Raw genomic sequence first — 19,382 nt, forward strand, 5'->3', positions numbered from 1 at the left:
ACGCTCGACGTTCTTGGACCTGAGGCACCTTTGCCTGTTTTATGCTTTTGTTAATGGATATGCGGGTGATGAGACAAATATGTTAGTTCGCTGGCCAAGCTGCATTTTGAAGCAGTTTATTGATCAACAAGGCGGTTTCTCCGCGAGTTGCAGCGGCATCCTTTTCGAAAGAGAATCCGTTGCTTGCATTTAAAATGTTGCTTTTCAAAGCCAAAGCTGTCGAATCTACTGCCCATTCATCCACTGAAAGGGATAATTCGCTCATGCGCAGTAAATATCGTGCACGCTCCGACTCGTCCAACTTCGTCGACGCATTAATAAATTTCAGTGCATTACTGATCATTGTAATTGCTTCTTGATGCGTAATGCTCTGCGCCGGACGGAATGTTCCATCTTCATAACCACTGAGGAGACCAGAGCTCACTGCCGTATTTACGGTTTGACTAAACCAATCTTCCGCGTTCACATCCGAAAACCCTTTATAGGCGCCGCTAGTTGGCTTCAAGCCCAAGCCTCTGACTAATAGAGTTGCAAACTCCGCACGAGTCACACTCGCATCGGCACGGAAAGAGCCGTCCTCGAAGCCTTGAATGACGTTGCTCGCCGCTAAAGATTCAATATCCGCTTTGGCAAAATAGTCATCTTTCACATCTGCAAACTGTTTTTGCGATTTAAATACGGTATAAATGGAATTTCCTTTTCTCCACAGTGTGGCATATGCCGGTTTACCGTCTTTGTCCAATGTAAGGGTTAGCGGGACGGAAATCAGCGTTTTGGTTTTAGGATCCCATACGGCTCCGTTCAGCTTCTCGCCTGGATTTAATTTGAAATCTTTTGGCAAAAGGATCATGTGCCCTACAAATTCGGAAAATGAATCGATAGTAGCAACGGTTTTATTATTGTCCATAAGAGAGAGCTCATAGGAAAGTGCTTTTCCTACACTTGTTCCCCCGTTCGAAGCAATCGTTCTCTCCAGCTCTTGTTGGTTTGCCGTTGACAGCCCGTTAATACTGACCTTCAGACTCATCTTATCCGTTCCACCGTTTGCTTTCAGTGCCTCTTGCAGCACAGCAAAAGGAATTTTTGCCGTACCTACTGTCGTATTTACAACCAAGATTGCATCGGCCTGCTTGTCTTGCACGGCGTTAATCGAATCGGCATTGAGTTGGAAGTCGTAGCCTTCCGCATTGGTCTTTAAGTCGATCGAAATTTCACGTTTACTTGCTTTGGCTTGCTCTTCCGCCAGCTTCTTCATTTGATCCGGTTCGATGCTGGATATAATGCGGATGGTGCCGTTTTGATTGACGATGTCCCATTTGAATGACGCAGCAGGCCCCATTGGGCCACCTCCGCCTCCGCCTCCGCCTCCTCCGGCAGCAGGCTCTTTGTCGTAGGCTTTCTGTACTTTAAGGCTTGGGATTCCGCCGTTGCGTTGAAGAGCAAAATACAAGCTCCCCGCTTCTGTTCCTAGTTGAGGCACACTGAAGGTAATCGAAGTCGCATTGCTTCCCACTGAACCAACTAAGAAGGCATTCAGCGTATCAGCATCACGGTATACACTTACCGTATCATTGGCCTGGAGTCCCGTAATGGTGATGGTATCTGCCGTATCGGATTTATTGTTTGTGATATTGATCTGGCTAGGCAGCAACGACGGGCTGTAGATTCGATCATTGATATCGATCGTTGACGGCATACTCTCCCCAATTGCTGTAACCCCATAGATAGCAAGCTTGGTTGCACCTTTCGGTACCTTAGTGTTCATAGGAATACTTGTTGAATAGGATCCATAATTATTCTTTGACAAGCTAATGATGGGCTCGAGCTTCTGCAATTGATCATTAGCAAAATAAACATCATAGCGAGTAATCAAGAAATACGATGCATCATAACCAGCGTGGAAATAAAAGTTCCCTCCAATTTCTCCGGCTTTTCCATCTAAATCCGTAAAAATAATCAGTTGTACCTTTGGCAGTTGCTGATCGACAGCTAAAGTACTAACCGCTTCTCCTGAAATATTATCTGAGATACTGTATAGCCCCACCAGCAATTTTTGGCCATCTGCATTTACCGCACTAAGTGCAACAGCCTTGGCATCCGCTGGAATTTGATTACCTTGCATAGATACGCTATATTGCTGCTTTCCTTTTTCAATCTGCGCAAAGCTAGTTCCAATGGGTTCAGATTGTGCTCCAACGAATTGCACCTCATAGCCTTTAATATTCGCTTCATTCAGCATCGGTGTCCAACGCAAGGTACCGTTTATGTGACCAGCGCGATTATCGGCGTCTTCAAAGTAATCATTTCCTAAAGTGCCTGCGATTCGATCCCAGAATCCAAAGTAAACGCCCTTTGTGCTTTCCCCTTGAGCGTTCTTGCCAAAAATGCCGATTCTTTGCGCTCCGGCTGGCATAGTAAGGCCATTTGGAAATGTAATTTCATAACTTGGCAAATCAATAGGCTGATACGGACGTTTATAATTATTTCGAGGTATTTCCGCTATGGGTTTCAACTTTGAATTATTTGCATCCACAAAATATACACTGTAAGACGTGGCCGGAGAAGCGCTCGTCGATGCATCATACCAAGAAATAGACCCACCTAAGCTCCAAAGTCTTGTATCTTGATCTTCAAATTTCATATCCTGGAAAACTGGAGCCGGAATCGCTGAATTGCCTCCTGTATGAACTGGACTATTCGTTGTGTTGTCGAAAATTTGCATACGGTACATCTCTGAACCTGTATGACCTTCTAAATCTTTAGGGTACAAATCAATATATACAGCACCTGCTGGCAATGAACTGCTCGGAATATCGACTTTGTATCCAGTGTCTGTTACTTCCTGCTTCGAAACGTTTCTAGCTTGTCCTATTGTTGTGCCATTAATATCAGAAAAGGTTAGCGTATAGCCGGAATAGTTTGGGTCTAAAGATGTCATCCAAGACACTTTAGGATGAATTTGGCCACGAATTGGATCTTGATCTTCCAGAAGGTACCAGAAGAAACCGGCGCTACCGCCACCACCAGTTATGACAGCCATAACCGTAATCGTACTATTAAAAAGCTCTCCGTTATGTTTTATTCGAAAAGTTGCTGAACCTGGATTAAGGGCTGTAACTCTTTTAGTCGCGCTATCAAAAGTGAGTGCTTTAAGCCCTGGATCTGAGTAAGTTACCGATACAATCTCGTAATCCGTAACTTCCATAGTGGTTCCATCCGCGAGCTGATTAAGTACTCTCAAGTCTTTGGTTTGTCCGACAGACATGATATCAGGACTCATCTTTAACTGTGGAGAATCAGTCCAAATTTGCACATTGTCAAAATAAGATCCGGCATGACCTTCAAAATAGTAGTCAACTCCGCCTTGATCGTTAAATTGCCCCTTTACACTACCAAGTACAATATCAAAAGAATAGGTTCCCTGTTCAGGCAGTTTAATTTCATTACCGTTACTTGATGAAGATAATCTCAACTCATACTTATGATCCTTTAGTAGTGTTTGAGAGGCTTCTAAGGTAATAACACTATTCAAATAACTCATAGGATATTGTGCAAGCTGTTCATATCCTCTCACTCTGTTCAGATTGGTTAAAATCAGATCTGCGCCAGCGGTGACATCCCGCAAAACAAAGTCTGAAACTGCAATCTGTATAAAATTAATTGGTGCTATATTATTAGCACTTGGAAGACGAAGCTGAATGGCATTTGAATCGCTAGCTGCGGGAGTAAAGCTCACAAGAGTACTGTTGGGAGGAATCTTGGTATTAGCTCTAAAAGTTGATATGTATTGTTCACCTGGAAAACGATAATAGCCAAGTCTAGAGTTCCCACCGAAATAACGAACATTCCCGTTAGAATCTATCGCCTTGGCGAACTCTTGCGTAGTTTCACCATCAGAAGCTACAATTTTACTAGGAGCGGTGCTGGAGGTATAGCCCACTTGATAAAAATTCACATTTTTCAACCTTTGATTCATGTCATCATACGGGAAGTACGGGCTGTCTATGTATGACTCTTTTACCTTAACACCATCATAAGTAATGGTTGTTACGGATCCCTTATTCGTTATGCCTACAGATACCTTCGTTGGATCCTTTACATAAACGTAACCTCTTAATTTCCCATCATCCGCTGTGTACATAAAAAAACCTTGGAAAGCATATGAGGCAGTGGGTAAAACGATTTGGAAAATAAATATTACAACTAAAGCTAAACCAATCTTTTGGAAAATATTTTTCCAAGACTTCATACTTTCGAACCACCTCTACCTTTTATGAGATAATTAGACAAAATTATTATATCACAAAAGATATAAGCATCTGTTCCATATTATTCCTTTCGGAAATATCTTTTTATATCCTCAGATAGCGCAAGATACAGCTCTTCGCTGGGTACAAGATGTACAGCATGTTCAATTTGATTCTTTGCATTCAGATAATCATTGCGATCATTCGTTTTATTTCCCAGCAAGACATATCCTTTGGCCATCTCGTAATAAGACGAAGCTGCCCAAGGTGTCATTTTTTGCACCATGGAAAAATCTTTCATTGCCGTTTGCAGTTCCCCGATAGCAACGTTGTTTTGACCTCTCACCTGAATGAACTTCCCTACCATCACCCAGCTTGTGAAAGCTAACATTGCTGCCAAAGAAATGGATACGATTGATTTTGTTAATATGCCGGGTTGGAACACGATCACAACTCTGCCTGGACTCTCCCCTATAACGTACTCAATAAGAATCAATAGAATAGCGAACAGTAACAGGAAACTAAAATCAAAGTCAAAACCTGCATGCAGCAGCAGCACAGTGCCCACAAGCAAAATGCCCTTTATCCATAAGAGAGATGAGTTTGCCTCAGTTGCTTTCAAAGACTTAATAAGAATAAAACTTTTATAATAAAAATACAGAACAGTGAAGATAAACAGCAAGCATCCGAATACACCGATATCCAATGCTAATTGAAGATAATGATTGTGGACAAAACGAACAAAATACGCCTCGGATTGATACTTGGATTGCAGCACACTCCACCCGCCACCGCCGGTTCCTAACCACCAATTGTCGGCAATCATAGACAGACTGTCTTTCCAATAAACAAGTCTCATTCGAAACTCAGAGGTTTCTGGCTGAATCGTTTTAAGCCTTGACCAAAAAAAGAGAATGTCTTTCTTTAATAGAGCTGTCACGATAAAACTAATAAGATGAACCCACACGATTTGCAGCCAAATGCCCCGTTTGCGAAACTCTTGAAACATAACTAATGCAATCAGAGACAATAACCATAGTACCCAAACCGCTCTGGAATAAGTAAGCATGAGTCCTGTCGCTTGAATAATCATAAGGGTAAAATCACTTTTACTAGCTTTCCTTACATAAAACAAGAGCGTTATTAGTAAAGAAATCAACAAAAAAATAGCTAGTGCATTCGCATAGCCTATGGTCGATTCCAACCGGTCTTGCCTGTTCATTTGAAAAACAATGCCAACGACGGCGAGGAATCCCCCCATATAGGGAAGCCATCGGAATACTTTCATCATCTGCTCTTTAGCGAGGGTAGAAAATAGAATAGAAAATGGAAGCAAGGCGGTTATTTTGATGGCCTCTAAAATGGCTTTTTCCGTATCTACCGCGATAAACACACTTGACCAGTAACCTAGAATGATTAGAAACAAAAATAGATGTACTAGGTGCAAGCGCACTTGTTTTAGCGTAAGGCTGCAGATCAGAAATGAAACGCCAAGAAAAATATTGGCGAATAAATAATTCAACTCGTATAGATATCCTTGTTTGAGGATGCCAATTCCAAAAAAGAGGATAATGATGATATAGGTAAATTTGTGAATAGTGTTGACCTCCGTTTAATTCTTGTTATTCATTTTCATCCTCATAATCAGCAGCAAATCCATAATATATATCACATAGCTGATCATGAAACCCCCAGCCCATTCCATCTGTACCCTTAACAATTCCTAGTAATCTGTCTCGAAATCTGAAATACAATCCGTTGTCGTCATTTGCTCTAATTTTTTGAAGTGCATTGGCGTAAGTGGATTCCATGCTATAATAAAATGATTCATACATATCACCATATTCGTTCGCTAATTCAACACCTAATTCCACATAGTAGATCATCAATTCAATTGTTTTGACTTCGTTATTACATAGTTTATCAAATTCTGCAATCGCCTTCTTCGCTTCTGCTAATTTCAATTTTGCTTCCCCTCGCTCAGGATAGAACTGGTGCAAAATCTTCTTTTTTGCTTCATCGAACAATTGATTCTCCGTACTTTCCGGATCCAGCAGCATATGAATGTACTTTTTGACATCCGGATTGGATTTATAATTATCAACAATAATCGAGATTAAGGTATCCGCTCCATAAGATTTTAGTTCTTTCTTAAGCTGAGGTATTGTTAGCTTGGTCATGAACAATCACTATCCCTTCATTTGTTTGGAAATCTGATACTTCTACAACTCCATGCCGCTATATCCCATAGCCCGATACCCTTTTACCCTCTTCCTGTACATGCCCATAAGAAGCGGCACCTGGATATCAACATAGTCGTATATCTGCACGTCTTGTTTGTTCGCATGCGATCGGTGCAATCTTCCGGCGTACTGCTGCAAGCTCCCTTTCCACGAGATCGGATGAACTAGAAATAACGTATCCAGCCTTGCATCATCGAATCCTTCTCCAATTAATTTCCCCGTAGCGATAAAGACTCGCTCTTCCGAATCAGGAATGCTAGCTATCCGTTGACGAAGCTCCTCGCGCTGTTTTTTGCCCATTCCGCCGCGTAGTACGATTACGTTTTTCGCGAACTTTTCCAGTTTTTTCTCAAAGTACGCAACATGTGCAGTTCGCTCTGCGAGAAGGATTGGCGACCTTCCTTGATCCAAACAGTGTAAAAGATCGTCAAATATTAATTCATTTCTCTTCTCATCCTCAACCAACAATTGGTAGATAGTCTGAATCGATGGGACTGCTTGCAAAGAGGGTAGCTGAAAAGATGTGTACCTTGGTATTACTTTGTGTTCAAACCCCCGTACGAAAGCTTGAGACTTCGCATCAATTCTAGTCCGAATAGGACCGCAATGCATAAGTACAATTGGCTGTTGTCCATCTTGCCGAGTTGGCGTTGCCGTTAGGCCTACAACATACTTTGCATTTGCTTTTTTCAAAACCTGCTCAAAGCTGAAAGCTGATACATGATGACATTCATCAACGATTACCTGTCCATACTCTGTTAAATAATCCTTAATCTGGCCCTTATGATTCAAACTTTGAATAACGGCAATATCAATAACACCCGTACGTTTCTCCTTACCGCCACCGATAACACCGATCTCTTTTGCATCCAAATTTAGAAAAGTACTTAATCGTTCCTTCCATTGATCCATCAATTCACGGCGATGCACCAGCACTAGTGTGTTTACTTTTCTAGAGGCGATAATGGAAGCTGCCACCACCGTTTTTCCGAATGCGGTCGTCGCTGATAAAATTCCTGTATCATGGGCTAAAATCGATCTAGCCGCTGCATCCTGCAAAATAGAAAGCTTCCCGGTAAAGTTAACGTCAACCTCCACTCCCTTGTTTCTCTCATCTAAAATGGTTAATTCCGCACCATACTTTTCAAATAAATTGGAAAGCAGATTCAGACAACCTCTAGGGAGTGCGACATACTTACCAAAATCCTCTGCACAACCTATGACGCGAGGCTTCCCGTACGTAGATAAACGCATCGCTTGAGTTTTATAGAAATCAGGATTTGGAAAGGAGGCAAGCCGAATTATTTGGTTGATCATCTGTGCGGACAAGCCTTTTTTCTCGATATAAATCATATTAGACAGAGTAATATGCACCTTCGATGGTACTAACCTATCAACTTTAACTTCATCAAAAACAATTTGCTGTTTATCCCATGGTCTATCCTCGTCTATTTCCTCGTCCCAAATCCCGACATTCAGAACATTTGAAGTCCTTGTTATTTCATGAACTTTGCTTTCAACCTGTGACAACGTCATTTTTCTTAACCCTGACAAAAAACTCCACTGATCCTCATATGGAATTAAATTCTCGTCTACGAAAACGCTGTTCCCCTCTTTACGAGGAGCTCCTTGTAAGGGAAGGGCGATTAGATTTCCAAAACCTCCTTTTGGAAGCGTATCTTGATTAGGAAATAAACGATCGTAAGAATCCAGTCCAAGCTCATTTCTACTCTCCATCGTTCTGGTTAAAAGAGCACACCCTAATTTCCGAGCCAAGCTAGCCTCAATAGGCTGATCAAAAAATATCCATACATGCCCTCCGTCTCCTGAACGAGATCGCTCCAATGCAGCAGGTACTTGCAGCTTCATGCATGTCTCCATGACATCAGCCGCATCCTGTTTCCAGTTTCGTTTATCAAAATCGATGGCCACAAACCAACAAGTCTCGTCTTGGAGCATGGGATAGATCCCGATCGTATGGTTAATCTTTGCATCAAGATGATCAGATATGATTTCATTCGTAATCGGAATAAATTCTCTATGCGAGCAATCTGTGCATTTAATTTGAGGCTTTTTACATACAAAAGACCATTCGTTTTTACACGCCGGCGAATATCCCGACTTCCCTGCTTTACTTTGCCATCTGTTCGGGTACACATCTTCACGACCACGAAATAAGCTGCGAAATACATCAATCTTATCCTTTGGAGAAGAGTAATTGTGGATAGATCCTTTTTCGGCTTCAAACTTGATGACAGCCTCATTGATCACTTCCACAGGAGGAGAGACAAAAGCTAGTGTAGAATTTTCTTTTGTCATATCAAATAGTCTTTGTCTTAACTGAAGATTCTCTTGTTTTAACTGCTCTATCTCTTTCAGGGCAAGATCGAGTTTTCTTTCCAGACTCGTCATACTTCCTCCATTTAGAACGTTTGTAAGTCTAGTTTATCATAAAGAATTCATTAAAAATTACGACAACAACAAAAAACCGTTCAATTCACAGTAGAGTGAATAGACGGTATTTGTAGAAGCTATATTTTTATCAGAGGGATTCTCAGTTCATTATGGACAAAGTTCATATCAGCATCTCTTGATATTAGAGTTAGTTCGTTAGCCATAGCGGTTGCAATAATTATAGCGTCCGGGGTCTTGAGCTTTCTTCCTTTGTTCTTTTGATCCCTACGTAAAGTTCCAGCTAGCTTGGCATTCTCAGAAGTAACCTCAATACATCTCTCTTGAGGCTTGTTGGATACTCATTAATCCCATTCCTCACGCGATCTGTTTACCTCTTCCAATAGTTCCCTTCCTCTCTCAGGGGAAAGCGTCCCGGCTGCTTCAATCACTTCTTCCCCCCGCGCTTCGCCTTCTCCAAATTCCGACCAACCCTATACTTCACAATCCTGCTGATTAATTCATAAGGCATCGGTTTTCCCAAAGGAAATTGTAAAGTGCCTTTCGACGAATGATACTCTGCCACTTCATCTTGGAATTCATGAATCCCGTCCGGTGCAGGATAAAATCCGATATGATTCTTGAAAGCCGCAAAGTGCACCAGATTCCCATGAAGTTCAAAAGTAGGCATCGCATAACTGATCTTTTCCTTAGCATCCGGCGCGGACTCTTTGATTACGGCTCTTAGCGTTTGGAGTATTTCCTGAACCTCCGGCGAACATGCTGAGATGTACTCATCGATGGATGTGTATGTGATTTTTTCTTTCATGGATTCTCCTCCCGCGGATACGTTACTTGACCACACTAATGTATCTGTGCAAACTGCAGCTTTTTACCACCGATGGCTAATCCTTCTTCAAGAACAAGCTTTGTTTCCAAGAGAGTAAGTGTATTACCCTCAATTGCATTGGAGTTATACGTCCACTCGATTCGGTAAACATCATCCAAATTTTTCGAAGCAGCCGCGGGTAGAGGTCTGAGTTCATCTAATTCTTTTTTCAATCGATCTATGTTATCGAAGTTCATATAGCCCCTCCCTCATCACTATTATTACCATTATATCACAGCTCCCCCTCCCCATAACCGAAAAAAGCAGCCAACCCCCTAAAGGATTAGCCGCTTTTCTATTACTGCTCCATCAGCTTATATTGAGGCTCCCAGCCTAATAATCTCTTCGCTTTCGCGTTGGAAATCAGCGACGTTCTTCCCTCGAGCGGGGAGCGAATATCTTTAACGCCGGGGAGGTATTTCTCCACCAAATCCCGGGTTAACCGATTCGACGAGCTGTCATCCGCAGCGATGATCAACGCCTCCGCGCCAAGCCCGTCCGCTTCAATGGCTTTGAGGCAAGCCGAAGCAACGTCCCTTGCATCGATATAAGACCACAGAATGCGCAAACGGGCATCCGTATCATCGAAGTTGGCTTTCAGCTGCGCATAGCTCTCGGGAACAAGGATATTGCCTAAGCGGAAGCTAACCACCTGCATCCCCGTACGCCGGTTGAACGCCTGCGCGGTTACTTCGTTCACGACCTTGGACAAGCCATAGCTGTCTTCCGGCAGCTGCGGGTGCTCTTCGTCGATCGGAATATACTGAGGCTCGAAGAACTCGCTGGCAAAACAAATGCCATAAGACGACTCGCTCGAAGCAATCACGACTTTCCCGATGCCCAAGTTCGCAGCCGCTTCCAAAATATTGTAAGTACTCATCACATTATTGCGGAAGCACACATCATTCGTGTGCGTATACGCCTGAGGAATTGCGGCAAAATGCACAATACCGGCCACTTCGCGCCGATTCCCGGTGCTAAACGGCGACAAGGCATTATGCACCTGCCCCAAGTCATTGAGATCCGTAATGATCGTCCGGCAAATCGGCTCCTCCGGAGCTTTCACGTCCAAATTAATGACATCATAATTATTTTCGACAAAATGTTTTAAAATCCACTGTCCCGCTTTGCCGCTGCCGCCAGTTACAATGATTCGTTTTTTCTCCATCAAACTTAAATCCTCCTTATTGGCACATACCGCTGTTTGTACTCCCTGCTTATTATACAGGGAATGCAGAAGCCGCATAAGAACTGAAAAAGTTGTCAGTTAGTAACGTTGGCGTAAGTAGGGCTAGGCCACCCTTCAGTCGAGAAACTCCAAGCCTGTGTTTCTCATTTCAATATGGAAGTTATAACTAATTTCCGCAGTCTTGAACATTTCACTCCAATGTTCGTATTCCGAAGGCTGCAGACGATTCCGAAAGCGATTTCCGAAGCCGAAGACGTCAGCTCCTACCCGCTGGGTCTTCTCGAACATCGATTTGGCATGATCGTTCAAGTTGGCCTCCAGCTCGGCAATAATGTCTGATACATTCTGTTTCCGCTGACGGGAACTATCGATTAAGACCGTAACTAGCGAACAATCGATTTTGATGATTGGCTTCCCACTTTCAAGCGAGGTAGCTACCCGGGTATGATTATGTACAATCCTTACATCCGATTTGCTCATCAACTCGACCTCAGAATCATGAAACCGGTGCGTGAAAATTTCGTACATAAGCGACTCATCCTTGTCTATTTCCCCAACCATCTTACCGTTGACAATAATCGCATTGCCGCTAAAGCCGAATGAGTTTTTCTCTCCTTCGACTAGTACAGGGATCAGATTGGCATGAAGCGGATTATATAATTTAGCGTAGACTTCCCACAGTTTCGTTTTGTTTTTTCTAGGGATGCCTCCGGCATAAGGCTCGAAAAACAGCTTGGTATAAATGCCAGAAAGTTCCCCCGTCGGGTTGGGACTGCTGAAAATCCGTTCCATATTGCCCCTGACCACGGCAACAACGGCATCTAGGGGAACGGAGCGCTCCCTGATTGCGAATTCCAAATAAGGAATAAGCCCCGATTTGGTCAACGATTCATCCAGCAGCAGCGCACGAGTAGAAGAAGTTTCCAGGGCTTTGGGAAGCTTGTATCTTAACTTGTTCATCGCATCGGGAACGGTAAACCCTTTCTGACTCATCGTAAAGAAATCTTCCTTCGACGTTTCCTTCGATGCCTTGGGAAGAGGAAATCGGAACCATACACGAAGGGCAGACTCCGGCGCTTTCTCCAGCCCTATCACGCCGACCATAAGGCGATTATCAATGTCTTTGGAATCCCAGCATCCGGATCCCATTGTCATCGTTAGGAAGCACACGACGGTTAACTTCCATATACGGTGTGTTCTCCTCATATCCCCTTCCCCTTTCCACCCCGGCGTTGAGCAAAAACCAAGACAGCCATACCGAGCAAAGGAAAAAGGAACATCATATACAGACGGATGCCAACCGTAAATAATACAATTTGTTCAACCGCTCTCCAAGAAGGCAGGTATGTGGCCACTGCATAAACGACGATGAAGATAATAACGTAAATCAGGCCAGTGTTCGCTCGCGGCATTAGAGATTTGATCGTTTCTCCCAGGGCATGCAGCTGCAGAGCCATAATGAGCAGGACATAGAGCATGGTCACGGAGACAAAAATAGCGGTCATATTCTCAAATACGACCCAATAATGGTAGATGGAATCCATTTTAGAAACGAAAGGAAAGGTCAAACGCTGGCTTAATTCCCTGCCAAAAGTCATAATCGGCAAATAAACATAGCCTGCAATCATGGGAAGTGCACAAAAGAGCGCAATCACGTAGCTTTTCCAAGCGCGCTTTGCTGACTGCCTCTTATAAGAACCGATCAATGACGTAATCGCAAACCCCATCCACACAAACGATCCGGCATAAAAGTGCTTGTCGAGGAGAAAATCCCCGTTCGTTCGAAGCCATGGTGTTCCTAAAGTCCAGTTAATATCACTAAAACCGAGAGTCAACAGCGCCAATGTGCACGTTATCGCTAACAGGAAGAAAACTCTCGCTGCCCGCACAATAGGCATCATTCCGGCCAAAGCGAGCGCGGCAGGAGCAAGGAGCATTCCGTTCAGAAACGATATCGGCGTGGTGGGCAGCATCGTCATCGTAATAATTTCCGAATAAGCCCTCAACATCACGATGAGCGCTCCGAACAGAAAAAATAATGCGGGCAGACAAAGAACGCTCGCCCAAATGGTGCCTAGCGACGATCGTATGACAGCGATCAGCTTGTTATCTTCCAGCCTGGCCAGCATTCTGCTGTAAAGCCAAGAGCTGAGCAGAGCGCCTGCGATCCATACGGCGATCGGGATCCAGTAGGCCCCGGCCGTACTGCGAATCAGGAAAGTCGGATTGATGAAGCCGGCCGCGGCGCCTGAGAATAGCATTTGAATCACAAACATTTCATAGCCATTAATGGCGGAAGCATTTTTCATGAAAAGGCTCCTTTCTCGAAATTATGGCTAGGACGGCCCCAACCTTCTCTTCTTGGGCCACAACGATGTGAGGTATGGAGCGCCGAACGATTCGAGACAGCTGAGATAGATAACCAGGCACGCGAAGCAGAATACGATACCCAGGAGTCCGGCTATAGTAGCTCCAATCACGACGAAGTACTTTAGAATTCTCTGTACGAGTCCCATCTGGTAATCAACAACGATAAAGTTGGTGATGGCCGTAGCCGCCACAACAATGACAAGCAGATGGCTGACAATATTGGCTTGGATGATCGCTTGCCCTAGGACAACACCGCCGACCATCGTAACGGTCGAACTAATGGTCTTAGGCAGCCTTACGCCAGCCTCTGTTATGAAATCGATCGTAATTAGCATTAGAAGCGTCTCTACATAAACTGGATAAGGGACACCCTCACGGCTCGCCGCAGCGGCAAGACTAATCTCCAGGCGGTTCACATCGACATTGACCGAGGTGAGCGCCACATACATAGCCGGAAGAAACAAATTAATGAGCATAGCCAGAAAGCGCAGCGTAAGGAGAAAGTAGGTAACGTACGGATTCACGTAGTTATCCTCGGGAGAATGCCAAAAATCTGTGTATACGGTAGGTACAATCAAAGCGAACGGAGAGCCGTCTATCATAATGATGACTTTGCCTCTCAGAAGAGCTGCCGATACACGATCGGGTCGCTCCGTGGAGACGGCCATTGGGAACAGCAGCATTTTTTTCCTGGACATTAGCAGTCGCAGCAATTGTGCGCTGTCCTGAATGCCATCCGTTTGGATCTTCTCCAGCCTTTCTTTAAGCTGCGACAACAGATTGGGATCCACGGTATCCGAATAAGAATACACCGCAACTCGGGTGAGGCTGGCCGTGCCGATGATCGTTTCCCAAAGTTTTAATTGCGAAGAACGAATTTGCTGCCTAATTAGCGCCGTATTGACGTCGAGGCTTTCGTTGAATGCGTTCATCGGGCCTTGCAGGACATTTTCAGTGATCGGCGACTCGACCGATCGATGCTGACTTGCCGACAAATTCAGAATGAGTCCGGAAGCTGACCTTCCTTTGCATATAACGGCTGAACCGTGGCAGATCGCTTGCTCGCATTTTCTGAACGTACCATCGCCAAAGCCAGTCCCACTGTAACGCTCAAGCCGCGCAGACAAATCTCCGTCGACATTAGTCCCGAGCAGAAATTCCAACTTTTGCGGGGAGCATAAAGACGAAATAAAACATAAATGCAATTCGGCAGCATGCTCCGTTCCGATCAACATCGTCGTATAATCGGTCGAATCTGCAAAAGCCTCATTTAAACGTTCAAATAAAGGCAGAGTATCTTCTTGTTGTTCATTTAAACCATAGACGGAAGTAAGAATATCAGACGTGGTCATGACCTCCCAGTAAACCTAAATATGGTAGTCCAGTATTATTTTGTCCAAGTCCTGCAATATCATGTCATGAACAACACCTTATCTTTCTGGATAAGCGAATGCCAAACAAACCCCACCTGGTTTAGGATGGGGTTTGTTATTTGCTGCTGTGATGTCAGACCAAATGCTTCGTCTGCTTATTCGAATTGCTTGGGATTTGGACCATATTGGTTGTCGCCAGGCTCACTGTCCAAGCAGTCAAATACGAGAAGAACAATACTGCCGACCACTGGGATTAAACCAATCAAAATCCACCAGGCACTTCTTCCCGTATCATGGAGTCTCCGAAATGAAACAGCTAGCGATGGCAACAAGACAACCAAAGAATAGATGCCGGTTAAAACGGATCTCAACCCTAGCATGTACTCCAAAATCGCAAGTATGATTGCAACTATCGCATTGAAGAGCACAAACATCCAATACTCCTTGCGCCGTGCTCTTCCTGAAAATCCTACGTAATCTTTCAACACCTTTAAATACCAACCCATTTGCTAGTCCTCCTTCATCATTCACAAAAACCTATGCAAAACTCTTGTCGTCTTCATTTTACAGAATCTTGGTTGAATGTCGATAAAAAATCGCATAAGTCTCTACAAAGATTTGATAAAGTTCGACATTTATCCAGCTGCAGCTCAACCTACAACCGAGGATCCATCTCCCTTTCCCCGGCAACCTCAAACAACAGATTGGCAACAACTTCCTTATACTTGTCATTGTCCGGTGTGATCTCGTCAAACCTGATCGAAAGCATCCGGTTCCCCAGACGATATTCATTCATTGAGGTTCGAAGCTTAGGATTTATATTCTTTTGTTTCATCAGCTTCTTGTATTTGTGCGGGAAACGGTAGTCATAGCCGTAGATGATCGACAAATAATCCTTATTTCGAACCTTCATATAGGGTACCGCATTGGCTTGGAGGACTTCAGGCTTGATCACGACGCCTTCCATATGGTTATCCACAGTTAGTCTGGCAAAGTAACGCTCAGCCTTGTCATAGCAATCTGAATCGGCAAGGTCTAGCAGTAGAAACTCATCCTCCGACAAAAAGCTGTACACCTCCGAAGTCTTCCAATCCGGGATGGATTCCTTGCCATTTTCATAAACGATTTTCAACAAAGCAAAAGACTTGTAGGCAAGCTCCCCGTCTTCCGCATAGATTTCAAGTTGTTTTTTGTAAGTTTTGTACGCTTGAACATGCTGCTCCACTGGAACATACGAACTCAGAATGTCATGGATATTCTTATAGTTTTGATAGATGTGCGCTCCATATTTGTCGCTTAGCGCTGTCTTGGGCATGTTGTACTGGTCCTTTTCAAACCCGCTTGCCCGATAATCGGCAGTTAACTTGCCCAATGCTTGCTCAAAGCCATTTTGCTGCAGAAAAGCCAGCTCATTCTCCAAAGCTTTCTCGATCGGCTTAAACTGCCTCTGAATCAGTCCGTCACCGATCGCTTTCCACGGCAGCAGCTCACCGTCCAGAACGAGCATCGCGATCAGATTCTCTTCCATGTAACCACCAAACTTATGCTGCAGCTTCTCATAGATTGCCGTCAAATCGACCTGGTTGATGCGATAACCATTACGACTGACCGCAAAGCACTGATCTATCTCCTTATTCAAGTAAATATTGCAGCGTGAACCCATATACTTCGGCTGCAGAACAACCTTTGAAACGCCCCGCTCCACAAAATAATCCAAGCCGCGACGCAAAGACTCCAAGTCCTGCGCAGCCTCATCCTTATCAGCCGGAGACATCGTCCCTGAGATGAAGTTAACCTTATTCCGGGACACGTAATGCAGTCTGCGAATCTCATCCTCGTCCAGATCTTGCAGCGACACTTTTCTCTCTTCGTGGAACAAAATCTGCAGCTCATCCGTTATCACGGCCTGCTCGGACTTCTGTGATTTCATGAATGGCTTATATAAAATACTAACGGAAGTCAACATATGACCATGCGCGCTGCCTGTGTCGATATGGATCTTATTCTTGATTCGGAATGCATTCTTAGCCGCAACGTGGCCAAAAATGTGATACGGATGATTTTTCACCGCTTCATTCCGAAGAAAAGCAAGCTGCTCTTCCAATGGCGCACTCCGATCGATGCGGAAATTCCGCTGATGACGAACCGAGTTCGCATCCAGTTTGCCGATGTATTTATTTTTGCACGGAGCATGTGTCACGTAAAAGGAAGGACTATTCAAGCCATTTAATCGATAAAACGGCTTAGCGAGCGCTACCAGCTCATTAAACTTCTCAAGAAGCTCCGCATCCTGCGAAAGTACTTGTGTTGAATCGAAATAGGTATGAAGCAGTTCTTGATCGACCCCGCTGATATCTCCCCGCATGAACTTATAAACAAAATTCTCGTGATTCCCCATGACGAACAAGAAATGCTCCTGATTATCGTGCAGAAACTCAACGATTTCTTTCGTTTTCTTCCCCTTATCTATCCAGTCTCCTGCAGAGATGACTTTCGTATTCCGCACTTTATCTGTAGCGACTAGCTTGTTGCCCTCGATTTTATAACCATGGCCCATAAGAAGTGCTTTAAGTTCATCCACACACTCATGGATATCGCCAATGACAATATACTTCATGTTTTGCGGAAGAATCGTCGAAAGGTACTCCTCTTGATCCTCAATAACCACTTGGTAGGCAGGGTTCGCCCCACCCTCAGTCGCCGAGTAAAAATCCTTATAACGGATTTTATGAATCTGGGAGTACCCCTCCCGGGAGAGCGAACCCAGCACTTCTTTTCTCAATCGATTAATATGGTTAGTAATCAGCTTTTTCGAGCGGTCCGAGGCGTAGTAATCTTCGCGCTTGCGGTAATCAAACAGAATAACTTCCAAGTTGTAGTTGTTGGCTTGCGCAATCTCACGAACCTTGGCTCGGAATTCCTCGGCCAGTCCTGTCGTATCCACAACCACGAATTCCGCATTGATAGGGAACGATGTCGCCATCTTCAGCTTCTCAAACAACAGATGAAACGCCTGCTCGCTCGCCTCCAGCATCACTTGATCATACTTATCGTAGTCATAGCCCAGAACCTCTTGGCGGAGGCTGTCGGAAGATAAATACTGCACGTTTGCTTTTACATTCTTAGACTCATCTGTGAACTTCAATCCAGGAATCAGCACTTCCTTAGCAAAAGTCGTTTTCCCGCACTCGGTCGACCCGATCAACATGAAAATCGTATGAACTTTCGTTTGAATCTCCATCTCCTACGCCCCCCTTTTCTTAAGAATAACGCCTTGCGTTGTCTGAATGTGATTGACCCCGTCCCCGATGGACACGAATTCATAGTCAAGGTTAGTTTCACGAATGACATCCATCAACCACTGTTGGAACGCTGATTGCCCCATCTCCCATTTATGATCCTCATGCCGGAATCCTGGCAGTTCATAGAACACATTAAAATCAGAGTTAGGCGTCGTAATAATAAAATTGTCAAAATCAACCTGCTCACAGATGTGCCGAATCAGCTCCTTGGCCTCATCCTCGCTCATATGTTCAATAACTTCCGTCAAAATAATATCGACCTGCTCACCGTTATAGGCCTCCAAGAAACGATCAATGGAGCTGAACGGGACAATGTTGTCGATCTCTTTGGATTTGGCTTTCCGGGCAACCGTTTCGAGCAGTTCCTCATTAATATCAATCGCATAATAGCTGTCTTCAATCTTCGCCGAGAAAGGAATCGCATAGAACCCTTCCCCACAACCAACGTCTAGGATGGACTTGTTAAAAGGGAGCGCGCGCGCAATATAGTTCCTCCGCTGCAGCCCCGTCCCCCCATAGTCAAAACGAATATCGTACCGGCTCGAATTCTCCAGCTTATTTTTATAATTTTTGAAGCGATCTTTCGAAGATAGAAAATGACGGACAAACAAGCTGCGAATATAAAACGGCGCGTCGATCACATTGATACTCTTGATATATTTATCCAAAATGCTATCCGAAATATCGATGTATTCATTGCCGAACATGGCTAAAAACAAGCACAGCACACTCACGGCATGCATCAGGTGATAGAAGCTTCGCCTCGTTGTAATCGTAAGCGAGTAGCTTTTGTGAGCTTGGTGCACGATTTCAAACGTAAAGTCTTTTAAGTACTTTTGGAAAAATTCCACATACCGCACCATTTCAATATGAATCATATTGATATAAAACGTATGCTCATACCCTTCTGCATCCCGTTCGTCCTGTGCCTTAAGCGGTGCCGAGAAAAACTCGTTAATCGCATTTAACGGAAATAAAGGCGTGTTATAGCGAGACACATTAAGATATTCAAAAGTCTCTTGCTCGTTCTGTTTGTAAGAGATTTCATTATCCGCATCCTTGAAATACACATTGAATGTGGAGGCGTCCGTGTACCAGCCATATGCCATTCCCTTCCGAATGGATCGGAGCAGTGCGCCGGATTCCGGATTCTTTTTGATGATAAAAGAAAGCTGCGGGTTGGTCGATCTTACTTGGACAATAGCCATCATTATCTTCCCCTTGGATATCAAAGTATAAAAAAAGGCCATGGACCCAAGAGTCCATGACCAGGCAAATACAGCTTACACAGAGAAACTAGCCGAAATGACTAGTTCAATCCGAGCGCGCAAATACCAGATGAGCCGATGAGAGATGATTGATATATACAGTTATCCAC

13 protein-coding genes and 1 pseudogene are annotated in these 19,382 nt (G+C 44.1%); all 14 read right to left on the bottom strand.

Annotated elements, in window-relative coordinates:
- Positions 1 to 82: 82 nt before the first annotated feature.
- The gene (locus AC3WRW_RS19200) at positions 83 to 4,249 is read right to left on the bottom strand and encodes an S-layer homology domain-containing protein (protein ID WP_492547911.1); all 4,167 of its coding nucleotides are present in this window, start codon (positions 4,247 to 4,249) and stop codon (positions 83 to 85) included.
- Positions 4,250 to 4,329: 80 nt separating this feature from the next.
- The gene (locus tag AC3WRW_RS19205; protein ID WP_492547912.1) at positions 4,330 to 5,451 is read right to left on the bottom strand and encodes an O-antigen ligase family protein; all 1,122 of its coding nucleotides are present in this window, start codon (positions 5,449 to 5,451) and stop codon (positions 4,330 to 4,332) included.
- 418 nt (positions 5,452 to 5,869) lie between these two features.
- Entirely contained in the window at positions 5,870 to 6,427 is a 558-nt protein-coding gene (locus AC3WRW_RS19210) for a DUF6155 family protein (protein WP_492547913.1), read from the bottom strand.
- A 42-nt stretch (positions 6,428 to 6,469) separates the two neighbouring features.
- A complete protein-coding gene (locus AC3WRW_RS19215; RefSeq protein ID WP_492547914.1) occupies positions 6,470 to 8,902 on the bottom strand; it encodes a TOTE conflict system archaeo-eukaryotic primase domain-containing protein in 2,433 nt (810 codons plus the stop codon).
- 119 nt (positions 8,903 to 9,021) lie between these two features.
- Positions 9,022 to 9,216 (bottom strand): type II toxin-antitoxin system VapC family toxin, encoded by a 195-nt coding sequence (locus AC3WRW_RS19220; RefSeq protein ID WP_492547956.1) that lies wholly within the window; start codon positions 9,214 to 9,216, stop codon positions 9,022 to 9,024.
- A 113-nt stretch (positions 9,217 to 9,329) separates the two neighbouring features.
- The gene (locus AC3WRW_RS19225; protein ID WP_492547915.1) at positions 9,330 to 9,710 is read right to left on the bottom strand and encodes an iron chaperone; all 381 of its coding nucleotides are present in this window, start codon (positions 9,708 to 9,710) and stop codon (positions 9,330 to 9,332) included.
- A 53-nt stretch (positions 9,711 to 9,763) separates the two neighbouring features.
- A pseudogene (locus tag AC3WRW_RS19230) lies at positions 9,764 to 9,967 on the bottom strand (cell filamentation protein Fic); the annotation flags it as partial.
- A gap of 101 nt (positions 9,968 to 10,068) precedes the next feature.
- Positions 10,069 to 10,938 (bottom strand): NAD-dependent epimerase/dehydratase family protein, encoded by an 870-nt coding sequence (locus tag AC3WRW_RS19235; RefSeq protein WP_492547916.1) that lies wholly within the window; start codon positions 10,936 to 10,938, stop codon positions 10,069 to 10,071.
- Positions 10,939 to 11,073: 135 nt separating this feature from the next.
- On the bottom strand, positions 11,074 to 12,165 hold the full coding sequence (locus AC3WRW_RS19240) for a Ger(x)C family spore germination protein (protein ID WP_492547917.1): 1,092 nt from the start codon (positions 12,163 to 12,165) through the stop codon (positions 11,074 to 11,076).
- On the bottom strand, positions 12,162 to 13,268 hold the full coding sequence (locus AC3WRW_RS19245; RefSeq protein WP_492547918.1) for a GerAB/ArcD/ProY family transporter: 1,107 nt from the start codon (positions 13,266 to 13,268) through the stop codon (positions 12,162 to 12,164). The genes AC3WRW_RS19240 and AC3WRW_RS19245 overlap by 4 nt, the downstream gene beginning before the upstream one ends.
- Positions 13,269 to 13,295: 27 nt before the next feature.
- Positions 13,296 to 14,681, bottom strand: coding sequence for a spore germination protein (locus AC3WRW_RS19250; RefSeq protein WP_492547919.1), 1,386 nt, complete (start codon positions 14,679 to 14,681; stop codon positions 13,296 to 13,298).
- Positions 14,682 to 14,857: 176 nt separating this feature from the next.
- Entirely contained in the window at positions 14,858 to 15,208 is a 351-nt protein-coding gene (locus tag AC3WRW_RS19255; RefSeq protein WP_492547920.1) for a DUF805 domain-containing protein, read from the bottom strand.
- A 149-nt stretch (positions 15,209 to 15,357) separates the two neighbouring features.
- On the bottom strand, positions 15,358 to 17,943 hold the full coding sequence (locus AC3WRW_RS19260) for a metallophosphoesterase (protein WP_492547921.1): 2,586 nt from the start codon (positions 17,941 to 17,943) through the stop codon (positions 15,358 to 15,360).
- 3 nt (positions 17,944 to 17,946) lie between these two features.
- Positions 17,947 to 19,212, bottom strand: coding sequence for a class I SAM-dependent methyltransferase (locus tag AC3WRW_RS19265; RefSeq protein ID WP_492547922.1), 1,266 nt, complete (start codon positions 19,210 to 19,212; stop codon positions 17,947 to 17,949).
- Positions 19,213 to 19,382: the final 170 nt, after the last annotated feature.

It is taken from the genome of Paenibacillus sp. FW126-R14, from assembly GCF_058789495.1.

Coding starts and splice junctions, on each gene's coding strand:
- AC3WRW_RS19200 (WP_492547911.1), bottom strand. CDS start 4,249: ATGAAGTCTTGGAAAAATATTTTCCAAAAGATTGGTTTAGCTTTAGTT.
- AC3WRW_RS19210 (WP_492547913.1), bottom strand. CDS start 6,427: ATGACCAAGCTAACAATACCTCAGCTTAAGAAAGAACTAAAATCTTAT.
- AC3WRW_RS19215 (WP_492547914.1), bottom strand. CDS start 8,902: ATGACGAGTCTGGAAAGAAAACTCGATCTTGCCCTGAAAGAGATAGAG.
- AC3WRW_RS19225 (WP_492547915.1), bottom strand. CDS start 9,710: ATGAAAGAAAAAATCACATACACATCCATCGATGAGTACATCTCAGCA.
- AC3WRW_RS19235 (WP_492547916.1), bottom strand. CDS start 10,938: ATGGAGAAAAAACGAATCATTGTAACTGGCGGCAGCGGCAAAGCGGGA.
- AC3WRW_RS19240 (WP_492547917.1), bottom strand. CDS start 12,165: ATGAGGAGAACACACCGTATATGGAAGTTAACCGTCGTGTGCTTCCTA.
- AC3WRW_RS19245 (WP_492547918.1), bottom strand. CDS start 13,268: ATGAAAAATGCTTCCGCCATTAATGGCTATGAAATGTTTGTGATTCAA.
- AC3WRW_RS19250 (WP_492547919.1), bottom strand. CDS start 14,681: ATGACCACGTCTGATATTCTTACTTCCGTCTATGGTTTAAATGAACAA.
- AC3WRW_RS19255 (WP_492547920.1), bottom strand. CDS start 15,208: ATGGGTTGGTATTTAAAGGTGTTGAAAGATTACGTAGGATTTTCAGGA.
- AC3WRW_RS19260 (WP_492547921.1), bottom strand. CDS start 17,943: ATGGAGATTCAAACGAAAGTTCATACGATTTTCATGTTGATCGGGTCG.
- AC3WRW_RS19265 (WP_492547922.1), bottom strand. CDS start 19,212: ATGGCTATTGTCCAAGTAAGATCGACCAACCCGCAGCTTTCTTTTATC.